Genomic DNA, 21,544 nt, shown 5'->3' on the forward strand with positions numbered 1-21,544 from the left:
TGGACCCCTATAGGCCCACCTGCCTCAGGTGGTCGCCTCGGCCGCGAGGTCCGGGAGTGGGGGAGAGGCGCCGGCGGCCATCCGCAGGGTGACCGTCATGGTCAGCCCGCCGCCGGGGGTGTCCTCCGCCGTCAGAGTTCCGCCCATGGCCTCCACGAACCCTCGCGCCACGGCCAGGCCGAGGCCGACTCCCTCGCCGCGCGGGGCGTCGCCGTAGCGCTGGAAGGCGCCGAAGATGCGGTCCTTGGCCTCGTCGGGGACGCCGGGGCCGCGGTCGACGACGCGGAGTTCGACGCGGTCGGCGAGGGCGCTCGCCGAGACGAGGACGGTCTGTCCGGGCGGGCTGTACTTGACCGCGTTCTCGACGATGTTGGCGACGGCCCGTTCCAGGAGGCCACGGTCGACGGCCACCATCGGCAGCGTCTCGGGAATGTCGAGCTCGACGCTGTCCTCGGGGACCCCTAGCAGTGCCATCGGGACGACCTCGTCGAGGTCGGTCTCGCGGATGACGGCGGTGACGGTGCCCGTGTCCAGGCGGGACATGTCGAGGAGGTTGCCGACGAGGTGGTCGAGGCGGTCGGCGCCGTCCTCGATGCCTTCGAGGAGTTCGGCGCGGTCCTCCTCCGACCACTCGACGTCGTCGGAACGGAGCGAGGAGACCGACGCCTTGATGCCGGCGAGCGGCGTACGAAGGTCGTGGCTGACGGCCGCGAGGAGCGACGTACGGATCTTGTTGCCCTCCGCCAGCTTCCTGGCCTCCTCCGCCTCGCCGACGAGCCGCTGCCGGTCGAGGACGACGGCGGCCTGGGCGGCGAAGGCGCCGAGCACTCGCCGGTCCTCGGCCGGCAGGACCCTGCCCCGCAGTGCGAGCGCGAGGTGGTCGCCGACCGGCATGTCGACGTCCGCGTCCTCCGGACGGTCGCACGGGCCGTGACCGACGACGGCGACGCGGGACCACGCCTCCGTCTCGTCGGGGCGTTCCAGCAGGGCGACCGACTCCATGGAGAAGGTCTCCCGGACCCGTTCCAGGAGCGCTTCGAGCGTCGTCTCGCCCCGCAGCACGCTCCCGGCGAGGAAGGAGAGGGTCTCCGCCTCGGCCCGCAGGCGGGCGGCCTGGTGGGTGCGGCGCGCCGCCAGGTCGACGACCGAGGCCACCGAGATCGCCACGCCCACGAAGATCACCAGGGCGACGATGTTGCGCGGGTCGGCGATGGTGAGCTCGTGGATCGGCGGGGTGAAGAACCAGTTCAGGAGCAGCGATCCGAAGGCGGCAGAGGCCAGGGCGGGTTTGAGCCCGCCCAGGAGCGCGGCCGCGACGGTGAGCGTGAGGTAGAGCAGGACGTCGTTGGCCAGACCCACGTCGGAGACGGCGGTGCTGAGCAGCAGCGTGAGCAGCGCCGGACCGGCCAGGCCGACGAGCCAGCCCCAGATCGTCCGCGACCGGCCGAGCCGAGCGCCTCCGGTGACGGGCAGCTTGTGCCCCTTGGCGGCCTCGTCGTGCGTGACGATGTGGACGTCGAGGTCGGGTCCGGATTCGCGGGCGACCGTCGCGCTCACACCGGGACCGAACACGTAGTGCCAGGATCGGCGGCGGCTCACGCCGAGCACGATCTGGGTGGCGTTCACCCCTCGGGCGAATTCGAGCAGCCCGGCGGAGACGTCGTCGCCGACGACGTGGTGGAAGGTGCCGCCCAGGTCCTCGACGAGGGTGCGCTGGACCGCCAGCTCCTTCGGGGACGCCGAGGTCAGGCCGTCACTGCGTGAGATGTAGACGGCGAGGACCTCGCCTCCGGCGCCCTTCTCGGCAAGCCGCACGGCCCGTCGTATCAGGGTCCGTCCCTCCGGGCCGCCGGTGAGGCCGACGACGATCCGTTCCCGGGAGCCCCAGATCTTGGAGACGCGGTGCTCGGTCCGGTACTCCTGGAGGTACTCGTCGACCCGGTCGGCCGTCCACAGCAGGGCCAGCTCGCGCAGGGCGGTCAGGTTGCCGGGGCGGAAGTAGTTGGAAAGCGCCGCGTCGACCTTGTCCGGCTTGTAGATGTTGCCGTGCGCCATGCGGCGGCGCAGCGCCTGGGGCGACATGTCGACCAGTTCGATCTGGTCGGCGCGCCGGACGACCTCGTCCGGGACGGTCTCCTTCTGCCGGATGCCCGTGATGGCCTCGACGACGTCCCCGAGGGACTCCAGGTGCTGGATGTTGACCGTCGACACGACGTCGATGCCGGCCGCGAGCAGCTCCTCCACGTCCTGCCAGCGCTTGGCGTTCCGCGAGCCCGGCACGTTCGTGTGCGGCAGCTCGTCGACGAGCGCCACGGCCGGCCGCCGTTCCAGGACGGCGTCCACGTCCATCTCGGTGAAGGACGTCCCCCGGTACTCGATCGTCCGGCGCGGAACCGTCTCCAGACCGTGCAGCATGACCTCGGTCCGGGGCCGGTTGTGGTGCTCCACGAAGGCGACGACGCAGTCCGTGCCGCGCTCGACGCGCCGGTGCCCCTCGGAGAGCATCGAGTACGTCTTGCCGACGCCCGGCGCGGCACCCAGGTAGATACGCAGCTTTCCGCGTCCCATGTTCTGCGTTTCTCCTACGGCTCTACGGCTCTACGCCTCTACGGCTCGAACCGGTAACCCATACCGGGTTCGGTGATCAGATAGCGGGGGTGCGACGGGTCCGCTTCAAGTTTGCGTCGCAGCTGGGCCATGTAGACCCGTAGATAGTTCGTCTTGGTGCTGTAGCTCGGGCCCCATACCTCTTGGAGCAGCCTGCGCTGGCTGATCAGCCGCCCGGGGTTGCAGATCAGTATTTCCAGCAGATGCCATTCGGTCGGGGTGAGTCGTACGTCGCGTTCCGCGCGCCGCACCTTCTTGGCCACCAAGTCGACGGTGAAGTCGTCGGTGCTGATGTGGCCCCCCGCGACCGGTTCGAGCGTCGGCGTCTCGCCCGCACGACGGGTGGCGGCCCGCAGCCTGGCCAGGAGCTCGTCCATGCTGAACGGTTTCGTCATGTAGTCGTCGGCCCCGGCATCGAGGGCACGGATCTTGTCCTCGGAGCCGCTGCGGGCCGAGAGGACGAGTACGGAGGCACGGCTCCAGCGCCGCAACGCCTGGATGACGTCCACTCCGTCCATGTCGGGCAGCCCCAGGTCGACGATCAACACGTCCGGCGGTTCGGCGGCGGCGAGGGAGAGCGCCGTGTCACCGTCCGGCGCCGCGTCCACCACGTATCGCCGCGCTTGCAGGTTGATCACCAGCGCTCGTGCGAGCTGTGCGTCGTCCTCGACCACCAGCACCCGCGTCATCGGCGTGCTGCCTTCCTCTTGTGCGTGCAGTCCGTTGTGCGTGCAGTCCGTTGTGCGTGCAGTCCGTTGTGCGTGCAGTCCGCTTGGTTCGTGTAGTCCGTTGGTTCGTGTGGCTCATGTCGTCCGTCGTGCTGCGGGAGCCGGCGGACCCGGGGCGTTCCCGGATCCGCCGGCTCCCGTGCCGCTTCGACAAGGCCATCAGCCCTTGGTCAATTCCTTGAGCGCGATGTTGAGTTCGAGGACGTTGACGCGGGGTTCGCCGATGAAGCCGAGGATGCGGTCGTCGGTGTGGTCGGCGACGAGCTTGTCGACCTGCTCGACGGTGAGGTGGTTCTTCTCCGCGACCCGGTGGACCTGGAGCTTCGCGTACTCCGGGGAGATGTGCGGGTCGAGGCCGGAGCCGGAGGAGGTGACGGCGTCGGCGGGGACGTCCGACGGCTTGACCGTGTGGCCCTCCACCGAGTTGTCCTTGATCACGGCGGCCTTGGCGTCCTTGACCCAGGTGATCAGGTCCGCGTTGTCACCGGAGCGGTTGGTCGCGCCGGAGAGGATGATCGAGTACTGGGTGTTGACGCTGTTGGAGCCCAGGCCGTTGGAGGGGCGGGGCTGGAACCACTTCAGGTCCGGGCTCGCCGTCTCCTCGCCGTCCTTCAGGGGGAGGTTGTAGGTCTGGCCGATGAGTTCGGAGCCGACGACCTTCCCCTCGCTCTTGATCTCGGAGCCGTTCGCCTTGCCCGGGAAGACCAGCTGGGCGACGCCGGTGACGGCGAGCGGGTAGAGGACGCCGGTGATCACGGTGAGGACGAGCAGGGCGCGCAGGCCCGCCCAGAGCACGCGGCCGGTGTTCGCTGCTGAGTTGTTCATCGTGGATCAGCCGATTCCGGGGATGAGGGAGAGGAGCAGGTCGATGAGCTTGATGCCGATGAACGGGGCGATCAGGCCGCCGAGTCCGTAGATCCCGAGGTTGCGCCGGAGCATCGAGTCGGCGCTGGAGGGCCGGTAGCGGACGCCCTTGAGGGCGAGCGGCACCAGGGCGATGATGATCAGCGCGTTGAAGATGACGGCCGAGAGGATCGCGGACTCGGGCGAGGCCAGGCCCATGATGTTGAGCTTGTCCAGGCTCGGGTAGGCCACGGCGAACATCGCGGGGATGATCGCGAAGTACTTCGCGACGTCGTTGGCGATCGAGAAGGTCGTCAACGCGCCTCGGGTGATGAGGAGTTGCTTGCCGATCTCGACGATCTCGATGAGCTTGGTCGGGTTGGAGTCGAGGTCGACCATGTTGCCGGCCTCCTTCGCGGCCGACGTGCCCGTGTTCATCGCGACGCCGACGTCGGCCTGGGCGAGGGCGGGGGCGTCGTTGGTGCCGTCACCGGTCATCGCGACCAGCTTCCCGCCGGCCTGCTCGCGCTTGATGAGGGCCATCTTGTCCTCGGGGGTGGCCTCGGCGAGGAAGTCGTCGACACCCGCCTCCTCGGCGATCGCCTTCGCGGTCAGCGGGTTGTCACCCGTGATCATGATGGTCTTGATGCCCATGCGGCGCAGCTCGTCGAACCGCTCCCGCATCCCCTCCTTGACGACGTCCTTGAGGTGGATGACGCCCAGGACACGGGCGCCCTTCTCGTCCTTGACCGCGACCAGCAGGGGCGTGCCGCCGGCCTGCGAGATCCGGTCGGTCAGGCCCTCGGCGTCGTCGGCGACCGTGCCGCCCTGCTCGCGGACCCAGGCGACGACCGAGCCGGTCGCGCCCTTGCGGGTCTGCTTGCCGTCGACGTCGACACCGGACATGCGGGTCTGGGCGGTGAACTCGATCCACTCGGCGCCGGAAAGCTCGCCCTGGTGGCGCTCACGCAGGCCGTACTTCTCCTTCGCGAGGACCACGATCGAGCGCCCCTCGGGGGTCTCGTCGGCGAGCGAGGACAACTGGGCGGCGTCGGCGAGTTCGGCCTCGGTGGTGCCCTTGACCGGGACGAACTCGGAGGCCTGGCGGTTGCCGAGCGTGATGGTGCCGGTCTTGTCGAGGAGCAGGGTGGAGACGTCGCCGGCGGCCTCGACGGCGCGGCCCGACATGGCGAGGACGTTGCGCTGGACGAGACGGTCCATGCCCGCGATGCCGATCGCGGAGAGCAGCGCTCCGATCGTCGTCGGGATCAGGCAGACCAGGAGCGCGGTCAGGACGATCATCGAGGTCTGCTTGTCGGCGCCCGCGTAGATCGCGAAGGGCTTGAGCGTGACGACGGCGAGCAGGAAGACGATGGTGAGGGACGCCAGGAGGATGTTGAGGGCGATCTCGTTGGGGGTCTTCTGCCGGGCCGCGCCCTCGACCAGGTTGATCATCCGGTCGATGAAGGTCTCGCCGGGCTTCGTCGTGATCTTGATGACGACCCGGTCGGACAGCACCTTCGTACCGCCCGTCACCGCGCACCGGTCGCCGCCGGACTCGCGGATCACGGGAGCGGACTCACCGGTGATCGCGGACTCGTCCACGGACGCGACGCCCTCGACGACGTCACCGTCGCCGGGGATGATGTCGCCGGCCTCGCAGACCACCAGGTCACCGATGCGCAGCTCGGTGCCGGGGACGCGCTCCTCGTTCGTGCCGGTGAGGCGGCGGGCGACGGTGTCGGTCTTGGCCTTGCGCAGGGTGTCGGCCTGGGCCTTGCCGCGGCCCTCGGCGACCGCCTCGGCCAGGTTGGCGAAGATCGTGGTCAGCCACAGCCAGGCGGTGATCGCCCAGCCGAACCAGTCCCCCGGGTTCTTGACCGCGAGGACGGTGGTGACGACCGAGCCGACCAGGACCACGAACATGACGGGCGACTTGACCATCACGCGCGGATCGAGCTTGCGGATCGCGTCCGGGAAGGACTTGATCAACTGCTTGGGGTCGAAGAGACCTCCCCCGATCCGTCCCGGGGCGTCGTGTCCCCCGGACAGGTCGCCGTGGGGCGCCTTGGTGGCAGTCGCGGTGGACATGTCGTCCTCGTGCTTCTTTACGTCGATGGTCATGCCGCGAGCCCTTCGGCGAGCGGTCCAAGGGCGAGGGCCGGGAAGTAGGTGAGACCGGTGATGATCATGATCGTGCCGACGAGCAGGCCGGTGAACAGCGGCTTCTCCGTCCGCAGCGTGCCCGCCGTCTCCGGAACCGGCGTCTGCTCGGCGAGCGAGCCGGCCAGGGCGAGGACGAACACCATCGGCAGGAACCGGCCGAGGAGCATCGCGATGCCGATCGTGGTGTTGAACCACTGGGTGTCGGCGTTCAGGCCGGCGAAGGCGGAGCCGTTGTTGTTGGCGCCGGAGGTGTAGGCGTAGAGGATCTCGGAGAAGCCGTGCGCGCCGGAGTTGGTCATGGAGTGCGACGGGGTGTCCAGGACGAACGAGGCCGCCGTGAAGCACAGGACGAGCGCGGGGGTGATCAGGATGTAGCAGGCCGCGAACTTGATCTCGCGGGTGCCGATCTTCTTGCCCAGGTACTCCGGGGTGCGGCCGACCATCAGACCGGCGATGAACACCGCGATGACCGCCATGATCAGCATGCCGTACAGGCCGGAGCCGACGCCGCCGGGGGCGATCTCGCCGAGCTGCATGCCCAGCATCGTGATCCCGCCGCCGAAGCCGGTGTACGAGGAGTGGAAGGAGTTCACCGCGCCCGTCGACGTCAGCGTGGTCGCCACGGCGAAGAGCGACGAGCCGCCGATCCCGAACCGGGTCTCCTTGCCCTCCATCGCCCCACCCGCCAGGTCGAACGCGGGACCGTGGTGGGCGAACTCGGTCCACATCATCAGCGCGGTGAAGCCGACCCAGATGGCCGCCATCGTGCCCAGGATCGCGTACCCCTGCTTGATCGAGCCGACCATCCGGCCGAACGTGCGGGTCAGCGCGAAGGGGATGACGAGGATCAGGTAGATCTCGAAGAGGTTGGACAGGCCGTTGGGGTTCTCGAAGGGGTGGGCCGAGTTGGCGTTGAAGTAGCCGCCGCCGTTCGTGCCCAGCTCCTTGATGACCTCCTGCGAGGCCACCGCCCCGCCGTTCCACTGCTGCGAGCCGCCCGTGAACTGGCCGACCTCGTGGATGCCGGAGAAGTTCTGGATCGCGCCGCACGCCACCAGGACGAGCGCGCCGATCACCGAGATCGGCAGCAGGATGCGGACCGTGCCCCGGACCAGGTCGGCCCAGAAGTTGCCCAACTCACCGGTACGGGAGCGGGCGAAGCCCCGGACCAGAGCGACCGCGACCGCGATGCCGACGGCTGCGGACACGAAGTTCTGCACCGCCAGACCACCGGTCTGCACGACGTGGCCCATGGCCTGCTCGCCGTAGTACGACTGCCAGTTCGTGTTCGCCACGAACGAGGCGGCCGTGTTGAACGCCTGGTCCGGGTCGATCGACACGAAGCCGAGCGAGCCGGGCAGCGAACCCTGGACCCGCTGCAACAGGTAGAGGAAGAGGACGCTCACCGCGGAGAAGGCGAGGACCCCGCGCAGATAGGCGGGCCAGCGCATCTCCACACTCGGATTCGCGCCGATCGCCTTGTAGATCCACTTCTCGGGCTTGTAGTGCTTCTCCGAGGAGTACACCTTCGCCATGTAGTCACCCAGCGGCCGGTACGACAGGCCCAGAGCGACGATCAACGCCAGAAGCTGGAGGACTCCAGCAAGAACAGGACTCATATCCGTACTCAGAACCTCTCCGGCTTGACGAGGGCGAGGACGAGATAGACCAGCAGGGCGGCGGCCACGAGCAGACCGACGATGTTCTCGGCAGTCACAGCTTGGCCACCCCCTTGGCGATGAAGGCCACCAGCGCGAAGACCGCGATCGTGGTGACGACGAAGGCCACGTCGGCCATCGTGAGCTCCCGGATGCAGGAAGAGGAAAGAACGGATTCTCGGACGAGATGAGAAAACCTCCTTTCAGCCACGGATCGGCGCTCGTTAACGGCCCTCTTACGTCCCGCGGGGCGGTCTTGACGCGTCCCCTACGGCTCCCTGGCTCCACGGGCGAGGACGCGGGTGCCGATCTTCCCCAGGCCGACGAGGACGATGTGGTCGGCCGTCTCCGGAGCGGGCGGCTGGTTCGCCGAGCCGGCGCGGAAGGCTTCGGTGGCGTTCATGGTCGCGGCGACCACCAGCGGCAGGACGGCGAGCCCGACGAAACCGGCGATGAGCTGGAGTACGCGCCGTGCGGGGACTCGTCGTCGCCGGTGGCGGGATCGCCCATGGTGAAGATGTCCAGCAACGGGAGGTGGACGGCTCGCCACAGCGGGCCGTCCTCGGCCAGCCAGGTGGCCACGGAGAGGGCGACGGCGATCGCGGCGAGTACGCCGAACACGGCGAGGACCTCGCGTGCGAGGAACACCTTCCACGGGAGGTGCGAGAGCCGTGCCCGCAGCCAGGCGCCGCCGCCGCTCCGGTCGTCCGGGGCGCGCGGCGCGTGGTGGTGGGTGACCTCTTCGAGCATGAGGCGGCCGTGGGTGAACTGGCGGCGGTCCGCGGTCCTGGTGTCGGGCAGCAGCTGGGTCCCTCCGAGGCCGGCGGTCTCGGCGCTGTCCTCGCTCGCCGGGTCGTCCTCGTGTGCCCCGGAGAGGATGGCGAGGGTGGCGAGGTCGGCGGTGTGCGGTGAGGTTCCGGCCGCCCGTACGACGCCGCGGAACACCTTCCCCTCGACCTGGAGCGTATGGCCCTCGCCGACGGCGGCGGCGGCCACGAGCTCGGGGACGGCCGTGTCGCTGTCGGAGAGGACGGTCGTCGAGGCGTCCGACTCCCCCTGCACACCCGCCGCCCTGTCCAGGAGCTGTTCCAGGTGGCGCCCCCGCTCGCGGTGGTACATGCGGATGACCAGGCGTATGGACGGGTTGAGACCGCGGGCCAGGAGCGCCGCCGTCATGTTCACCTGGTCGTCGGCGTGGGTCAGGGCGAGGGCGGCGGCGCGCTCGACACCCGCGGCCCTGAGGGTCCGCTCGTCGGGTTCCGGGGCCACGATCAGTTCGATCGGGGAGCGCGGGTCGCGGTGCAGGGCGGCGCTGTCGGCGCCGTGCTGGTCACGCCGTGAGGGGAGGACGACGGTGACCGCCTCGCCGCACACAGCGTCGAGTTCGACGGCGAGGCGGTGGGCGAGGCCGTCGTCCCCGCAGATCACCATGTGCTGGGAGCGCTGCCCAAGTGGCATGCGTAGATGGATCGTTGACGTCACATCCGGCAACCCTGCCGAACGGATCCCGCCACGTCCCCCTTCGCACGGGGGTTCACTGTCAAGGTCGCGTCAGGATCGCCGGAGCGGCTCGTTCCTGTGAGATCGCCGGAGGAACCCGCTCCTGCGAGTTCCCCGGCGGAGCCCGTTTCAGTGAAGATCCCCGCAGAGACTTCGTTCGACCCCCGTCTCAGTCCGCGCACGGCAGCGACACGACCATGGTCAGACCGCCGCCCGGGGTGTCCTCCGGGGTCAGCGTGCCCGACATCGCCTCGGTGAGGCCGCGGGCGAGGGCCAGGCCGAGGCCGACGCCCGTGGTGTTGTCGGTGTCGCCCAGGCGTTGGAACGGCTCGAAGACCCGCTCGCGGTCGCCGGGAGGCAGTCCGGGGCCGCGGTCCACGACCCTCAGTTCGACCCGGCCGGCGAGCGCGCTCACCGTGAGCAGGACGGGGTGGCCGGGTGGAGCGAAGCGGCTCGCGTTGCCCACCAGGTTGGCGATCACGCGTTCGAGCAGGGGTGGGTCGGCGAAGACCGGCGGGGCCTGCTCGAAGCCGTGCAGGACGGGTCGGGGTGCGTCGGAGGGCAGCGCGTCGAGCGCCGCGGACAGGACCTCTTCGAGGGCCGTGGGGCGGAGGGAGAGGTTCAGGGCGCCCGCCTGGAGGCGGCTCATGTCGAGGAGGTTGTCGATGAGCCGGGCAAGTCGGGCCATGGACTCGTCGGCGGTGGCGAGCAGCTCGTCGCGTTCGTCCGGGGTGAACTCGACGTCGGTGCTGCGCAGGGAGGCGACGGCGGCCCATCCAGCGGCGAGCGGGGTGCGCAGGTCGTGGCTGACGGCGGCGAGCAGGGCCGTCCGCATCCGGTCCGCGGCCCGTACGGGCTCCACCTCGGCGGCGGCCTCGGCGAGCCTGGCGTGTTCGGCGGCCGCGGTGACGTGGGCGGCGAACGCGGCCAGGACGCGGCGGTCGGAGGAGGGCAGGGTCCGGCCGCGCAGGACGAGGAAGTGGCCGTCGCCGACGGCGACCTGGCTGACGGCGGGTTCGCCGGCGTGGGCCGCGGGGAGCTCCGCGGCCGGTACGAGTTCGGCGGACTCGGCGCCGAAGATCTCCCGGGTGCGGGCGAGCAGGGCGGAGACCGTGTGGTCGCCGCGTACGACCGAGCCGGCGAGCGAGGAGAGGGTCTCGGCCTCGGCGGTGGCCCGGGCCGCGCGTCTGGACAGGCGCAAGGAGCGGTCGACGGCTCCGGCCATCACGGCGGCGACGAGGACGAACACCGCGAGGGCGAGCATGTTGTCCGCGTCGGCGAAGGTGAACGCGCCTACGGGCGGTATGAACCAGTAGTTGAGCAGCAGCGACGCGGTGACGGCGGCGACGAGCGCCGAGACGACCCCGCCGAGGCAGGCCACGCCGACCACGGTGGCGAGGAAGAGGAGCGCCTCGCTGGTCAGGTTGAACACTCCCCGTGTGTGATCGAGGAGCAGGGTGAGCAGGACGGGCAGGACGAGCCCCGCGAGCGGCCCGGCGACGCGGCGCGAGACCGGCAACGTGCGGCGGCGGGAGGGGAGCAGCCGTCCATGGCCCGCCCGCTCGTGGGTGACCGTGTGGACGTCGATGTCACCCGAGAGCGCGACGGTCGTCTCTCCGATGCCCCGGCCCGTCAGGAAGCGTTCGAGTCGGCCGCGCCGGCTGGTGCCCAGGATCAGCTGGGTGGCGTTCTCGGCGCGGGCGAACTCCACCAGGGCCGTGGGGACGTCGTCCCCGACGACCGTGTGGTAGCTGCCGCCGAGGCTCTCGACGAGCCGCCGCTGCCCGGCGAGGGCCGCGGATGAGGTGCCGGCCGCGAGGCCGTCGCTGCGCACGACGTGCACGGCGAGCAGCCGGCCCTGGGCCGTCCGGGCGGCGATCCGGCTCGCGCGCCGGATCAGCGTGTCGCCCTCGGGCCCCCCGGTGAGGGCGACGACGATCCGCTCCCGTATCTCCCAGACGCCTCCGATGCCCCGCTCGGAGCGGTACTTCCGCAGGGCCTCGTCGACCCGGTCGGCCACCCAGAGGAGGGCCAGTTCGCGCAGCGCGATGAGGTTGCCCGTACGGAAGTAGCTGGCGAGGGCGGCGTCGACGTCCTCGGGCGGGTGGATGTTGCCGTGGGCCATCCGGCGCCGCAGCTCCTGAGGGTCCATGTCCACGAGCTCGATCTGGTCGGCGCGGCGGACGACGGCGTCGGGGACGGTCTCGTCCTGCGGCACCCCGGTGATCTTCTCGACGACGTCGCTGAGCGACTCCAGGTGCTGGACGTTGACCGTGGTGGCGACGTCGATGCCGGCGGCGAGCAGCTCCTCGACGTCCTGCCAGCGGTGGGCGTTGCGGTGGCCCGGTGCGTTGGCGTGGGCGAGGTCGTCGACGAGGATCAGCGCGGGCGCGCGTCGCAGGGCCCGGTCGAGGTCGAGCTCGGGGCGGACGTGGCCGTCGTGGACGGCGTGGGCGGGTTCCAGTGTCTCCAGGCCGGTGAGCATCGCCTCGGTGTGGGGGCGGCCCTGGCGTGCGGCGATGCCGACGACGACGTCGGCACCGCGTGCGGCTCTGCGCCGGCCCTCGTCCAGCATGCGGTAGGTCTTGCCGACCCCGGTGGCGGCGCCGACGAAGACCTTGAGCCTCCCCGGACGGACCTCCGGGTCGACGGGCCCCGACGGCGCGGGCAGGTTCAGAACTTCTCCGGGCGGATCAGCGCGGCCACGAGATAACCGACGATGCTGAGGGCGACGATCAGTCCGACCACGTTCTCCACGCTCATGAGCGCTTCACTCCCTGATGAGTCCCTACGGGTGTCCTGCTGCGAGGAAACCCCGTGCGCGGCGCGCGTACGAGCAATTTGACGGGTCCCTTGCGAGGTGCCGTCGCATGCTGACGGAGTCTTGGCGGATCTCTAGCGCGCAGCCGCTCGGTCAGCGGAACTCGGCAAGGCGCGGGCGCAGTCCCAGGGCTGCGAGCACGGCGGCGACGAGCAGGCCGGCGACCGCCCGGGGCAGGCGCCCGGTGAGCTCGTTCCTGCCGTCACCTGCGGCCGCGTCGAAGGCGCGGCTGTTGATGGCCGTCACCTCGTCGAGGGCTTGCATCCACGCGCCGAAGTGGGCGTTGGACTCGCCCGGTTCCCAGCTGATGCCGAAGGCGACGGCCTCGCGTTCCCGGCCGGCGGCGACGAGGGAGCGGACGGTGCGGTCGTCCCTCTGGTACGCGGCGTACGCCTCGACGGTCCGCTCGGCGGCGGCGCGGTGGTCGCGGTCGAGGAGGTAGCGGCTCTCTCGTCGGCGTTGGCGTCGTAGGCGGTCGCTCCGGTGCGGGAGAGCGCGATGACCGAGTCGAAGGCGTCGCGGCGGGCGACCCGCAGTTGCTCGGAGGTGGCCGTGACGGCCTGGGAGCCGAGGACGACGGCGATGAGCGCGCAGGCGGTGGCGGCGAGCAGGGCCGGGTTGAGGATGCGGTGGAAGTGGCGCGCGAGGTACCACTGGAGCAGCGCGAGTACGGCGAGCAGCGCAAGTACGGCGAGCAGCGCGATGCCCAGGGCGGCGTGAAGGTGTCGGGTCACAGGCCTGGCGGCGGTCCCGGCGGACGGGCCGTCCGGTCCGCGACCCCCTCGTGGTCGCGGACCGGAACGGCCCACCGGTCGTACAACCGCCGTGGGTGTGGGAGTGGCGGTCCGGGCCGTCGTGTCCGGACCTTGCGCGCTACCGGTTGTGGTGGCCACGCATCCCTCCCACCCTCACACCTCGGACGGTTGTCCGATCCCCCGTGCCGAGGATTCTGTGGTCCGTTGCGGCCACCGTCCGACCGCATTGACGTGCCCCTGACGGTCCTGCGGTCCGATTTGACGGGCCCTTGACGGCCGACGCCGACGTCCGTCAGAGAGGCGTCAATTCGGGCGTTCCGGTGTCGTCTCCGCCGCGCCGTGGGCCTAGTTTTCTTCTCGGTCGCTCACCGGGCCGCGGACGTCAGTGGTCTGATCGTCCCCGGACCGCGGGGGCACGGCTGCCCCTCCCATCCGGCTGCCGTGCCCCCGCACCACGAGCGTCGCTGTCCGTCCGCAGCCGTCCGGTGGGCGCCGGGGGCCACCCGTGCCGGGAGTCCTCCGTGCGCCCACGGGGCGCGGACGAGGACGGCCCTGCCGTGCTCTCCCGGCCGGCGCCGATCGGGCGGGGCCGGGCTCATCAGAAGGTCTTCCGCGATGCATTCCCGCGCGCCCCAGCAGGCGCCCACCGCTCCCCCGACGCCGCCCCCGCCGCCCCGCTTCCCGGCCCCCGCACCGAAGCGGCGGCGCTCGGCGCAGGGCGGGCTGCTCGATCCCGTCCAGCTCGTGAAGTGCTTCCCGGAGGCCGTGCGCAAGCTGCATCCACGGGCCCTGGTGCGCAATCCGGTGCTGTTCGTCGTCGGGGTCGGTTCGGTGCTGACGACGCTGTCTGCGGTCTTCAATCCGTCCGTGTTCACCTGGGTGATCAGCGTGTGGCTGTGGCTGACGGTGATCTTCGCCAACCTCGCCGAGGCGGTGGCGGAGGGCCGCGGCAAGGCGCAGGCCGAGTCGCTGCGCAGGGCCCGTACGGACACGGTGGCGCTGCGGCTGAAACACTGGCGCTACGGCACGGACCTCGACCGGGCCGAGACGGAGGCCGTGGCCGCCACGGACCTCGGACTCTTCGACTTCGTGCTCGTCGAGGCGGGCGAGCTGATCCCGGCCGACGGCGATGTCGTCGACGGGGTCGCGGCCGTCGACGAGTCCGCCGTCACCGGCGAGTCCGCGCCGGTCATCCGCGAGTCGGGAGGCGACAGGACGGGAGTGACGGGCGGTACGACGGTGCTGTCCGACAGGATCGTCGTACGGGTCACGTCCCGCCCGGGTCACTCCTTCATGGACCGGATGATCGCCCTGGTCGAGGGCGCCTCCCGGCAGAAGACCCCCAACGAGATCGCGCTGAACATCCTGCTCGCCGCGCTCACCGTCGTGTTCGTCCTGGTGGTCGTCGCGATCCAGCCCATGGCCACCTACGCCGGCGCCGCTCCCTCCACCACGGTGCTCGTCGCCCTCCTCGTGACCCTGATCCCGACGACCATCGGCGCGCTGCTCTCGGCTATCGGCATCGCCGGCATGGACCGGCTCGTGCAGCGCAACGTCCTCGCCATGTCGGGACGCGCGGTCGAGGCGGCGGGCGACATCAACACGCTCCTCCTCGACAAGACCGGGACCATCACCCTCGGCAACCGGGAGGCCGCCGACTTCGTCCCGCTGCCGGGGATCGAGGAGGCACGGCTCGCGAACGCCGCGCAGCTCGCCTCGCTCGCCGACGAGACGCCCGAGGGCCGGTCGGTGGTGGTGCTGGCGAAGGAGCGGTACGGGCTGCGGGCCCCGGCCGGGGGCGAGTTGGCCAACGCCCGGTTCGTGGAGTTCAGCGCCCAGACCCGGATGAGCGGCATCGACCTGCGCTGGGACAACGGCGCCGCCTGCCACATCCGCAAGGGCGCGACGGCGCAGGTGATCGCCTGGGTCGAGATGTACGGCGGCCGGGTGCCGGGCGAGGCGCGCGCCTGGAGCGACCAGATCTCCGGAGCCGGCGGCACCCCGCTCCTGGTCGCCGTCAACGACTGGGACGGGCCCCGCGTCCTCGGCATCGTCCACCTCAAGGACGTGGTGAAGGACGGGATCAAGGAACGGTTCGCGGAGCTGCGCCGCATGGGCATCCGTACGGTGATGATCACCGGTGACAACCCCCTGACCGCGCGGGCGATCGCGCAGGAGGCCGGCGTCGACGACTACCTCGCCGAGGCCACCCCCGAGGACAAGCTCGCCCTCATCAAGAAGGAGCAGGAGGGCGGGAAGCTGGTCGCGATGACCGGCGACGGCACGAACGACGCCCCCGCCCTCGCGCAGGCCGACGTCGGCGTCGCGATGAACACGGGCACGTCGGCCGCGAAGGAGGCCGGCAACATGGTCGACCTCGACTCCAACCCGACCAAGCTCATCGAGATCGTCGAGATCGGCAAGCAACTCCTCATCACCCGAGGCGCGTTGACGACCTTCTCGATCACGAACGACGTCGCGAAGTACTTCGCCATCATCCCCGCGATGTTCACCGGCGCCTATCCGGGCCTCGAAGCGCTGAACATCATGGGGCTGCACAGCCCGACCTCGGCCATCACCTCGGCCATCATCTTCAACGCCCTGATCATCGTGGCGCTGATCCCCCTGGCGCTGCGCGGCGTCCGCTACCGGCCCGCCTCCGCGCACGACCTGCTGCGCCGCAACCTCCTGGTGTACGGCCTCGGCGGGCTCGTCCTGCCGTTCCTCGGCATCAAGGCGATCGACCTGCTCATCTCCGGTATCCCCGGCCTGGGGTGAAGTTCCGTCAGGGCGGCGTCAGGGATCCTCCACCCTGCTTGCCCGGGACTTCCCGTGCGAGTTCGATGGTGGGCATGAACAGCGCGTGGCTCCTGCTCGACCGGCCGCCTCATCGGGCGCCCCGTCGTGAGTCCCGCTGCCCGGAGACCTCAGCCCACCGCTGACCGAAGACTCCGGAGTTCCGGGGCGTCGTGGCATCCGCTGTCCGGCGCCCCTTCTTCGTACCCGTACACACCTTTCATCCCCGAGGGACTGACCAGTCATGTCCGTAACCGACCTTTCCTCCCGTACCGTCCTGGTGACCGGTGCCACCTCCGGCATCGGCTACCAGACCGCGCGGCTGCTCGCCGAGCGCGGCGCCACGGTGCTCGTCCACGGCCGCACCGCCGAGGAAGCGCTCGCCGCCACCGACCGGCTCGTCAGCCTCGCCGGGGTCGACGCCCATCGACTCTGCGCGGTCGGCGCCGACTTCACCCGCCTGGAGGAGGTCGAGCACCTCGCGACCCGGGTCCTCGCCGAGCACCCGCGCCTCGACGTCCTCGTCAACAACGCGGGCATGGCCGCGCCCGAGCGGCACACCGTGACGGCCGACGGGAACGAGATCGCGTTCCAGGTCAACTTCCTCGCCCACTACCTCCTGACGCACCTCCTGGAGCCCGCGCTCACCGGCGGCACGAGCGGCCGCGTCGTCAACGTCTCGTCCTCCCTGCACCGCACCGGATCCATCCAGTGGAACGACCCGAACCGGGTACGCCGCTACTCGCGCCTCGCCGCCTACGCCCAGTCGCAGCTGGCCCTCACCGTCTTCGCCGCAGACCCGCGCGTCACCGCGGTCTCCGTCCACCCCGGCATCTGCACCACCAGCCTCCTCCCCCTCTACGCCCACGAGGGCGTGTCGCCGGCCGAGGGCGCGGCCCACGTCGTACGGCTCTGCGACCCGGCCGTCGAGATCGTCAACGGCGCCTACTACGACCGCGAACACCGCGTCGCCCCCGCGCCGGCCGCCTCCGAGGCGCGCACCGTCAAGCGCCTCACCAAGCTCGCCGACCTCCTCGTCGGCCAGAGCGCCTGAAAGGACCCGTACCGCTCATGTCCAAGCGCGCCCGCAAGAAGAAGGACCGCCGCAAGAAGAAGGCGAACCACGGCCGCAGGGCCGGCGCCCGCTGAACCCCCCGGGGGCGGCCCACCCCCTGGCCGCCCCCGCTTCCGCTTCCTACGCACCAGGAGGTGCCCGTGATCCCCCACGCGTCCCACCAGCCACCCGCGCCGGCCCGTGTGTTCCTCTCCGGCGCACCCGGCACCAGGGCCCTCGCCGAGCACGTCCTCACCACCGGCCACGGCCAGTGGTGGACCGACCGCGCCAGGGAGCCTCGCGTCGTGGCCGTGACCTGCGGCGGGCACGCCCTCCTGGCCGGCGACCCCAGCGCCGTCACTCCGGACGAACTGGCCCCGCTCGCCGGGCACTACGTCGAGACTCCAGGCCGTTTCGTCCCCGTGCTCGGTGCCGCCTTCGAACAACTCGTCCCGTGGGAGCGGATGCTCTACGTCCACCGCGCCCCTGCCGTCGCACCCCGCGTGCCCCGGGGCGTGACCGTGCGCAGGCTCTCCCCCGAGGAAGCCCCGGCGCTCACAGCGCTCGACCCGGCCATGGCCTGGATCCACGAGAGCTGGGAAGGGCCCGCCGCCCTCGCCGCCTCGGGACTCGGCTGGATCGCGACGCGCAGGGACAGGGTCCTGGCGGTGGCCTGCTCGCGGTACCTCGGCAGCCGTTACGAGGACGTCGCCTGCGCCACCGCGTCCGACGAACGCCGTCAGCACCTGGCCCTGGCCTGCGTCGCCGGACTGACCGCCGACATCGCGGCACGCGGCCACCGCGCCAGCTGGAGCTGCTCCCGCGACAACCGCCCCAGCCGCCTCCTCGCCTGGACGGCCGGCTTCCGGCTGGACCACGAGTACGTCCACCACGTGGCCGGACCCGTCAGCCACGCGTCAAAGTTCGGCGAGGCCGCGTAGGCACCGCGTCAGGACGGACCGGCGGTGGTCGGCCAGGGCCGCCGGCGGACCTAGCGTCCGTGCCATGGATCCACGATTCGTCCCGCATCAAGAGCCCTGCGACCGCACCGTCCAAGACGGCGAGTGGGCGGGCGAGGCCCGGGCCGCCGCCGGCTGCGCCGGCTTGCTGCTGGCCGTGGCGCTGACCGTGGAGGCCTGCGACAGCGGCCTGAACCTGCCCGCGGTGCTGCTGTGGATCGCCCTGGCCGTCGTCCTCTTCGTGGTCCTGCTGCCCGCCAGGGTCGTCGCGGCACCCGGCCGGCTGACCGTCCGGACCCTGTGGACCCGGACGGTCGTCCGCACGGACCGGCTCGCCACCCTCCACTGGTCGGACGGAATCGAGCGGCGTCTCGTGCTGACCGACGTGGACGGTGGCCGGGCCAGGATCGAACTGCGGGTGGTTCTCGCCAACCCGTCCCTCTGGCTGCTTCTGGAGGCCGACGCGCGATCCTCCCTCGCGAACGGCACCCTCGGGGACGGCGTGCGGGACCTCGACCGGCTCGCGCGCCGCGTCGAACGGGACACCGCCCGCTCGGTCTTCACGATCTCGGGCCTGCACTGACCCCGTCGTCGTCCAGCGCTGAGGCGGCCTGGGCGGCCAGATCCGCGGCGACCAGGCGAGCCTCCAACGGCGGCGGTACGGAGCCGGATTCGGGAGTCAGCAGGAAGCGGCCCTGATACCGCCCGTGGACGATGGCGCGCAGTTCGATCTCGCCGTCCGGCCAGCCCTGCCGCTCCAGGTCCCAGATCCAGCCGGCCACCTTCACCGAACCGTCCGGGTCGAGGCGCGGCGGACGCCCGATGAGCGTGCCGTACTCGAAACGGCACGCCCGCAGCTCAAGCACCTCGATGAGCTCCTGCCGCACCCGTTGGACGACGTCGTCGGACGACGTACTGAAGCGGGCCAGCCGGGTCGTACCGTGCAGCCTCTCCAGATGCGTGGCGTCCGTGACCGCCACCCGCTTCATCGTTCGGGCACGAGCGGCCAGCTGGGACACGATCAGGCCGACGACCAGCAGGAGGACGGCCGTCTCGACGTCGACCCGGTCCTGTATGTGGAAGCTCTGGTACGGCTCAGTGTGGAAGAAGTCGAACCACGCTGCGGCCGACAGGGCGGCGAGCGCGCCGGCGAACCGGTTGCCGAACGCCGACACGGCGACGACCACGACGACCAGCAGCAGCGCGAGATTGGTGTGCGTGACGGACGTCCGCAACGGCATCAGCACAAGAGCGGCGGCGAACGGTGCCAGGACTCCGGCGGCGACGGCGGCCGTGTCCCGAAGCGGAATCCTCATGATCCACCTCGCAGAATCCAGCCCCCTCCGTACCTCTGACACGTCAAGCCTCCGCCCGGTGCGGCGTGGATGGCACCGGGCGGAGGGGTCTCTTACGGATTCCTGACGGTCGGCGACCTGCATCGGGACCCGGCATCGGGACCCGGCGTCAGGACCCGACGTCAGCAGCGGAAGCGGAGCCGGCACACGACGGCGTCCGTGTCGCGGCGGACGGCGTGGGCGACGACCGCGCCCCGCTGGTTCTGCAGCGCGCGCTGCCAGAGGTGCTCGGGCTCGGCCTCCGGGATGAGGACGGTGACCCGGGTGCCGGGTTCGGTGGCCCCCAGGTCGCGTACGTACGCGGTGATGGGCCGACCGAGGGAGCGGCGCTCGGAGGGGAGCCGTACGAGGGGGACGCCGGGGTTCCACAGGGCCCAGTCGCGTTCCAGGGCCTCGGTGGCCGCCTGGTCCTCGGGATCCGGGTGGCAGACCGTGAGGGCGCGGACCTCGTCGCCGAGGGAGACGGCGGCGGTCAGCGCCTCGCTGGTGAGGCGGGTCAGGGACGAGACCGGCACCAGGACGAGGGAGCGCTCGCGGTGCGGGGGCTCCGGGATCCGGCCGACGCCGAGACGCTCGCCGATCTTCCCGTACGCCCGGTGCACAGCCTCGAAGGCGAGGACGAGAACCGGCAGGGCGATCACGATCAGCCAGGCGCCGTCGTGGAACTTGGTGGCCGTGACGACGACCGCGGAGACACCCGTGAGGACGGCTCCGAGACCGTTGAGCACGGCCTTCGCCGCCCACTTGGCGCCGCGCTCCCGGCGCCAGTGCAGCACCATGCCGGTCTGGGCGATCGTGAAGCCGACGAAGACGCCGATCGCGAAGAGCGGGACGAGGGTGTTGGTGTCGCCGCCGGAGAAGACCAGCAGGGCGGCGGAGACGACGGCCAGCCAGACGACGCCGTGGCGGTGGACCTGGCGGTCCGCCTTGAGGCCGAAGACGTGCGGCAGGTAGTTGTCGCGGGCCAGGAGCTTCAGCAGGACGGGCAGTCCGCCGAAGGAGGTGTTCGCGGACAGTGCGAGCAACACCATGGTGGCGAACTGAACGACGTAGAAGGCCCAGTTGTGGCCGAGGGAGGCGTCGGCGAGCTGGGCGAGGACGGTGACGCCCTCGACCGGCTGGAGCCCGAAGCGTGAGATCAGTACGGACAGGCCGATCAGCATCGCGCCGAGCAGCGCGCCGAGCGCGACCTCCGCGCGCATCGCCCGGCGGGCGGCCGGGGCGCGGAACGACGGGACGGCGTTCGCTATCGCCTCCACGCCCGTGAGCGCCGAGCAGCCCGAGGCGAAGGCCTTCAGCAGGAGCAGCGCGCCGACGGCGGTGGCGTTGTCCGCGAGGACGGAGGCGTGGCCTGCGGACGCGGCCGTGGACACCGGCCCGTCGCGGAAGAGACCGACGGCGATCATCACCAGGATCGCGCCGATGAAGACGGCGGTCGGGAGGATGAACGCGCGCGCCGAGTCGACGATCCCTCGCAGGTTCACGGCCGTGATCAAGACGAGTACCGCGAGGCAGATCCACAGGCGGTCCCCGTACAGCTCGGGGAACGCCGACGTGAGGGCGGCGACGCCCGCCGTCACGGCCACGGCCACGTTGAGGACGTAGTCCAGGACGAGGGAGCCCGCCGCGACCAGGCTCGTCCGGCGGCCCAGGTGCCTCTTGGCGACCGCGTAGGAGCCGCCGCCGTCCGGGAAGGCCGCGATGACCTGCCGGTACGAGGCCACGAGGACGGCCAGGAGGCCCGCGATGGCCAGCGTGACCGGGAGCGTGAAACCGAGGCCGTAGCCGCCGGCCGCCGCGAGGACGAGCACGATGGCCTCGGGGCCGTACGCCACGGAGGCCATCGCGTCGAGCGACAGCGCGGCAAGCCCGGTGACGGCGGTCAGCTTGTGGCGCGCACCGGTATCCGGGGGCTCCTCAGCCACGGGCGTGGCCCCGTTTTCGGTGGTCAGAGCGGACATGCGGGTGATCTCCTTCGCATTCAGGTCCGCTCAGGGTGTCCCCCGGCCGGAGTGGTTCCCGCACTTCCTGGCGCGTTCTTTGCGCCGGGTGCCGCTCTCTTCACACGTCTTTGACACGAGGGCTCAGGAACCGCCGGTCATCGAGCATCCGATGGGGGCCCAGCGGGCTACGGTCGCGCCATGGGCCGGAACAGCTCTCGGGCACCTCACACAGCGCCGGCACCCTCGGCCACCGAGTGCCGGAGATGAGCCCGAGCGGTGCATCTTGACGCTTTCCTGACGCGCCCGCCGCCTTCGGGCATCCGCGGGCTGCTTACGCTGGCTCGGCCGTCCGCACGACG

General features: G+C 71.0%; 20 protein-coding genes. 5 read left to right on the forward strand and 15 right to left on the reverse strand.

Annotated elements, in window-relative coordinates:
• Positions 1 to 24: 24 nt before the first annotated feature.
• The 13 genes from ACFCY7_RS21950 to ACFCY7_RS22010 all read right to left on the reverse strand — a co-directional run bounded on the left by ACFCY7_RS21950 (position 25) and on the right by ACFCY7_RS22010 (position 13,057).
• Complete coding sequence (locus ACFCY7_RS21950) at positions 25 to 2,568, reverse strand: ATP-binding protein (protein ID WP_376487530.1); 2,544 nt, start codon at positions 2,566 to 2,568, stop codon at positions 25 to 27.
• Positions 2,569 to 2,606: 38 nt separating this feature from the next.
• Positions 2,607 to 3,296, reverse strand: a complete 690-nt coding sequence (locus ACFCY7_RS21955) for a response regulator (protein ID WP_376487531.1) — start codon at positions 3,294 to 3,296, stop codon at positions 2,607 to 2,609.
• A gap of 198 nt (positions 3,297 to 3,494) precedes the next feature.
• Positions 3,495 to 4,160: a potassium-transporting ATPase subunit C gene (locus ACFCY7_RS21960; RefSeq protein ID WP_376487533.1), complete on the reverse strand. Its 666-nt coding sequence runs from the start codon at positions 4,158 to 4,160 to the stop codon at positions 3,495 to 3,497.
• A gap of 6 nt (positions 4,161 to 4,166) precedes the next feature.
• Positions 4,167 to 6,302, reverse strand: a complete 2,136-nt coding sequence (kdpB, locus tag ACFCY7_RS21965) for a potassium-transporting ATPase subunit KdpB (RefSeq protein ID WP_376487534.1) — start codon at positions 6,300 to 6,302, stop codon at positions 4,167 to 4,169.
• Positions 6,299 to 7,963, reverse strand: a complete 1,665-nt coding sequence (gene kdpA / locus ACFCY7_RS21970; RefSeq protein WP_376487536.1) for a potassium-transporting ATPase subunit KdpA — start codon at positions 7,961 to 7,963, stop codon at positions 6,299 to 6,301. The genes kdpB (ACFCY7_RS21965) and kdpA overlap by 4 nt, the downstream gene beginning before the upstream one ends.
• An 8-nt stretch (positions 7,964 to 7,971) precedes the next feature.
• On the reverse strand, positions 7,972 to 8,061 hold the full coding sequence (gene kdpF / locus ACFCY7_RS21975; RefSeq protein WP_376487538.1) for a K(+)-transporting ATPase subunit F: 90 nt from the start codon (positions 8,059 to 8,061) through the stop codon (positions 7,972 to 7,974).
• Positions 8,058 to 8,213 carry a hypothetical protein gene (locus ACFCY7_RS21980; RefSeq protein WP_376487540.1) on the reverse strand — a complete coding sequence of 52 codons (156 nt, stop codon included), beginning with the start codon at positions 8,211 to 8,213 and terminating at the stop codon, positions 8,058 to 8,060. The genes kdpF (ACFCY7_RS21975) and ACFCY7_RS21980 overlap by 4 nt, the downstream gene beginning before the upstream one ends.
• Positions 8,214 to 8,270: 57 nt before the next feature.
• Positions 8,271 to 8,405 (reverse strand): hypothetical protein, encoded by a 135-nt coding sequence (locus ACFCY7_RS21985; RefSeq protein ID WP_376487542.1) that lies wholly within the window; start codon positions 8,403 to 8,405, stop codon positions 8,271 to 8,273.
• Positions 8,402 to 9,460 (reverse strand): NAD-binding protein, encoded by a 1,059-nt coding sequence (locus ACFCY7_RS21990; protein WP_376487544.1) that lies wholly within the window; start codon positions 9,458 to 9,460, stop codon positions 8,402 to 8,404. The genes ACFCY7_RS21985 and ACFCY7_RS21990 overlap by 4 nt, the downstream gene beginning before the upstream one ends.
• Positions 9,461 to 9,671: 211 nt before the next feature.
• Positions 9,672 to 12,077: an ATP-binding protein gene (locus tag ACFCY7_RS21995; protein ID WP_376487546.1), complete on the reverse strand. Its 2,406-nt coding sequence runs from the start codon at positions 12,075 to 12,077 to the stop codon at positions 9,672 to 9,674.
• Positions 12,078 to 12,175: 98 nt separating this feature from the next.
• Entirely contained in the window at positions 12,176 to 12,265 is a 90-nt protein-coding gene (kdpF, locus tag ACFCY7_RS22000) for a K(+)-transporting ATPase subunit F (protein ID WP_369147878.1), read from the reverse strand.
• A 151-nt stretch (positions 12,266 to 12,416) separates the two neighbouring features.
• Positions 12,417 to 12,587: a hypothetical protein gene (locus tag ACFCY7_RS22005; RefSeq protein ID WP_376487547.1), complete on the reverse strand. Its 171-nt coding sequence runs from the start codon at positions 12,585 to 12,587 to the stop codon at positions 12,417 to 12,419.
• Complete coding sequence (locus ACFCY7_RS22010) at positions 12,566 to 13,057, reverse strand: hypothetical protein (protein WP_376487549.1); 492 nt, start codon at positions 13,055 to 13,057, stop codon at positions 12,566 to 12,568. The genes ACFCY7_RS22005 and ACFCY7_RS22010 overlap by 22 nt, the downstream gene beginning before the upstream one ends.
• Before the next feature lie 636 nt (positions 13,058 to 13,693).
• On the opposite strand from ACFCY7_RS22010, the gene kdpB (ACFCY7_RS22015) reads away from it, so the two are divergent.
• The 5 genes from kdpB (ACFCY7_RS22015) (at position 13,694) to ACFCY7_RS22035 (ending at position 18,470) form a co-directional block, all read left to right on the forward strand.
• A complete protein-coding gene (gene kdpB / locus ACFCY7_RS22015) occupies positions 13,694 to 15,856 on the forward strand; it encodes a potassium-transporting ATPase subunit KdpB (RefSeq protein ID WP_376487550.1) in 2,163 nt (720 codons plus the stop codon).
• A 262-nt stretch (positions 15,857 to 16,118) separates the two neighbouring features.
• Positions 16,119 to 16,928, forward strand: coding sequence for an SDR family NAD(P)-dependent oxidoreductase (locus tag ACFCY7_RS22020; RefSeq protein ID WP_376487552.1), 810 nt, complete (start codon positions 16,119 to 16,121; stop codon positions 16,926 to 16,928).
• A gap of 17 nt (positions 16,929 to 16,945) precedes the next feature.
• Positions 16,946 to 17,023 (forward strand): 50S ribosomal protein bL37, encoded by a 78-nt coding sequence (locus tag ACFCY7_RS22025; protein ID WP_371637667.1) that lies wholly within the window; start codon positions 16,946 to 16,948, stop codon positions 17,021 to 17,023.
• 66 nt (positions 17,024 to 17,089) lie between these two features.
• The gene (locus ACFCY7_RS22030; RefSeq protein ID WP_376487553.1) at positions 17,090 to 17,869 is read left to right on the forward strand and encodes a GNAT family N-acetyltransferase; all 780 of its coding nucleotides are present in this window, start codon (positions 17,090 to 17,092) and stop codon (positions 17,867 to 17,869) included.
• Positions 17,870 to 17,933: 64 nt separating this feature from the next.
• Positions 17,934 to 18,470 carry a hypothetical protein gene (locus ACFCY7_RS22035; protein WP_376487554.1) on the forward strand — a complete coding sequence of 179 codons (537 nt, stop codon included), beginning with the start codon at positions 17,934 to 17,936 and terminating at the stop codon, positions 18,468 to 18,470.
• On the opposite strand, the gene ACFCY7_RS22040 is transcribed toward ACFCY7_RS22035, so the two are convergent.
• Both ACFCY7_RS22040 and ACFCY7_RS22045 read right to left on the reverse strand, forming a co-directional pair.
• Positions 18,448 to 19,203: a DUF4118 domain-containing protein gene (locus ACFCY7_RS22040; RefSeq protein WP_376487555.1), complete on the reverse strand. Its 756-nt coding sequence runs from the start codon at positions 19,201 to 19,203 to the stop codon at positions 18,448 to 18,450. The two genes, ACFCY7_RS22035 and ACFCY7_RS22040, sit on opposite strands and share 23 nt — an antisense overlap.
• Before the next feature lie 161 nt (positions 19,204 to 19,364).
• The gene (locus ACFCY7_RS22045) at positions 19,365 to 21,203 is read right to left on the reverse strand and encodes an APC family permease (protein WP_376487557.1); all 1,839 of its coding nucleotides are present in this window, start codon (positions 21,201 to 21,203) and stop codon (positions 19,365 to 19,367) included.
• Between the last annotated feature and the right edge of the window lie 341 nt (positions 21,204 to 21,544).

Source organism: Streptomyces sp. NPDC056361, assembly GCF_042262805.1.
Taxonomy (GTDB): Bacteria; Actinomycetota; Actinomycetes; order Streptomycetales; family Streptomycetaceae; genus Streptomyces.

Excerpts from the sequence above, each read along its gene's own strand:
- ACFCY7_RS21950 (WP_376487530.1), bottom strand. The coding sequence starts at position 2,568 with ATGGGACGCGGAAAGCTGCGTATCTACCTGGGTGCCGCGCCGGGCGTC.
- ACFCY7_RS21990 (WP_376487544.1), bottom strand. The coding sequence starts at position 9,460 with ATGCCACTTGGGCAGCGCTCCCAGCACATGGTGATCTGCGGGGACGAC.
- kdpB (WP_376487534.1), bottom strand. The coding sequence starts at position 6,302 with ATGACCATCGACGTAAAGAAGCACGAGGACGACATGTCCACCGCGACT.
- ACFCY7_RS21955 (WP_376487531.1), bottom strand. The coding sequence starts at position 3,296 with ATGACGCGGGTGCTGGTGGTCGAGGACGACGCACAGCTCGCACGAGCG.
- ACFCY7_RS21960 (WP_376487533.1), bottom strand. The coding sequence starts at position 4,160 with ATGAACAACTCAGCAGCGAACACCGGCCGCGTGCTCTGGGCGGGCCTG.
- ACFCY7_RS22040 (WP_376487555.1), bottom strand. The coding sequence starts at position 19,203 with ATGAGGATTCCGCTTCGGGACACGGCCGCCGTCGCCGCCGGAGTCCTG.
- ACFCY7_RS22035 (WP_376487554.1), top strand. The coding sequence starts at position 17,934 with ATGGATCCACGATTCGTCCCGCATCAAGAGCCCTGCGACCGCACCGTC.
- kdpA (WP_376487536.1), bottom strand. The coding sequence starts at position 7,963 with ATGAGTCCTGTTCTTGCTGGAGTCCTCCAGCTTCTGGCGTTGATCGTC.
- ACFCY7_RS22045 (WP_376487557.1), bottom strand. The coding sequence starts at position 21,203 with ATGTCCGCTCTGACCACCGAAAACGGGGCCACGCCCGTGGCTGAGGAG.
- ACFCY7_RS22020 (WP_376487552.1), top strand. The coding sequence starts at position 16,119 with ATGTCCGTAACCGACCTTTCCTCCCGTACCGTCCTGGTGACCGGTGCC.
- ACFCY7_RS22025 (WP_371637667.1), top strand. The coding sequence starts at position 16,946 with ATGTCCAAGCGCGCCCGCAAGAAGAAGGACCGCCGCAAGAAGAAGGCG.
- kdpF (WP_369147878.1), bottom strand. The coding sequence starts at position 12,265 with ATGAGCGTGGAGAACGTGGTCGGACTGATCGTCGCCCTCAGCATCGTC.
- ACFCY7_RS21995 (WP_376487546.1), bottom strand. The coding sequence starts at position 12,077 with ATGCTGGACGAGGGCCGGCGCAGAGCCGCACGCGGTGCCGACGTCGTC.
- ACFCY7_RS21985 (WP_376487542.1), bottom strand. The coding sequence starts at position 8,405 with ATGAACGCCACCGAAGCCTTCCGCGCCGGCTCGGCGAACCAGCCGCCC.
- ACFCY7_RS22005 (WP_376487547.1), bottom strand. The coding sequence starts at position 12,587 with ATGCAAGCCCTCGACGAGGTGACGGCCATCAACAGCCGCGCCTTCGAC.
- kdpB (WP_376487550.1), top strand. The coding sequence starts at position 13,694 with ATGCATTCCCGCGCGCCCCAGCAGGCGCCCACCGCTCCCCCGACGCCG.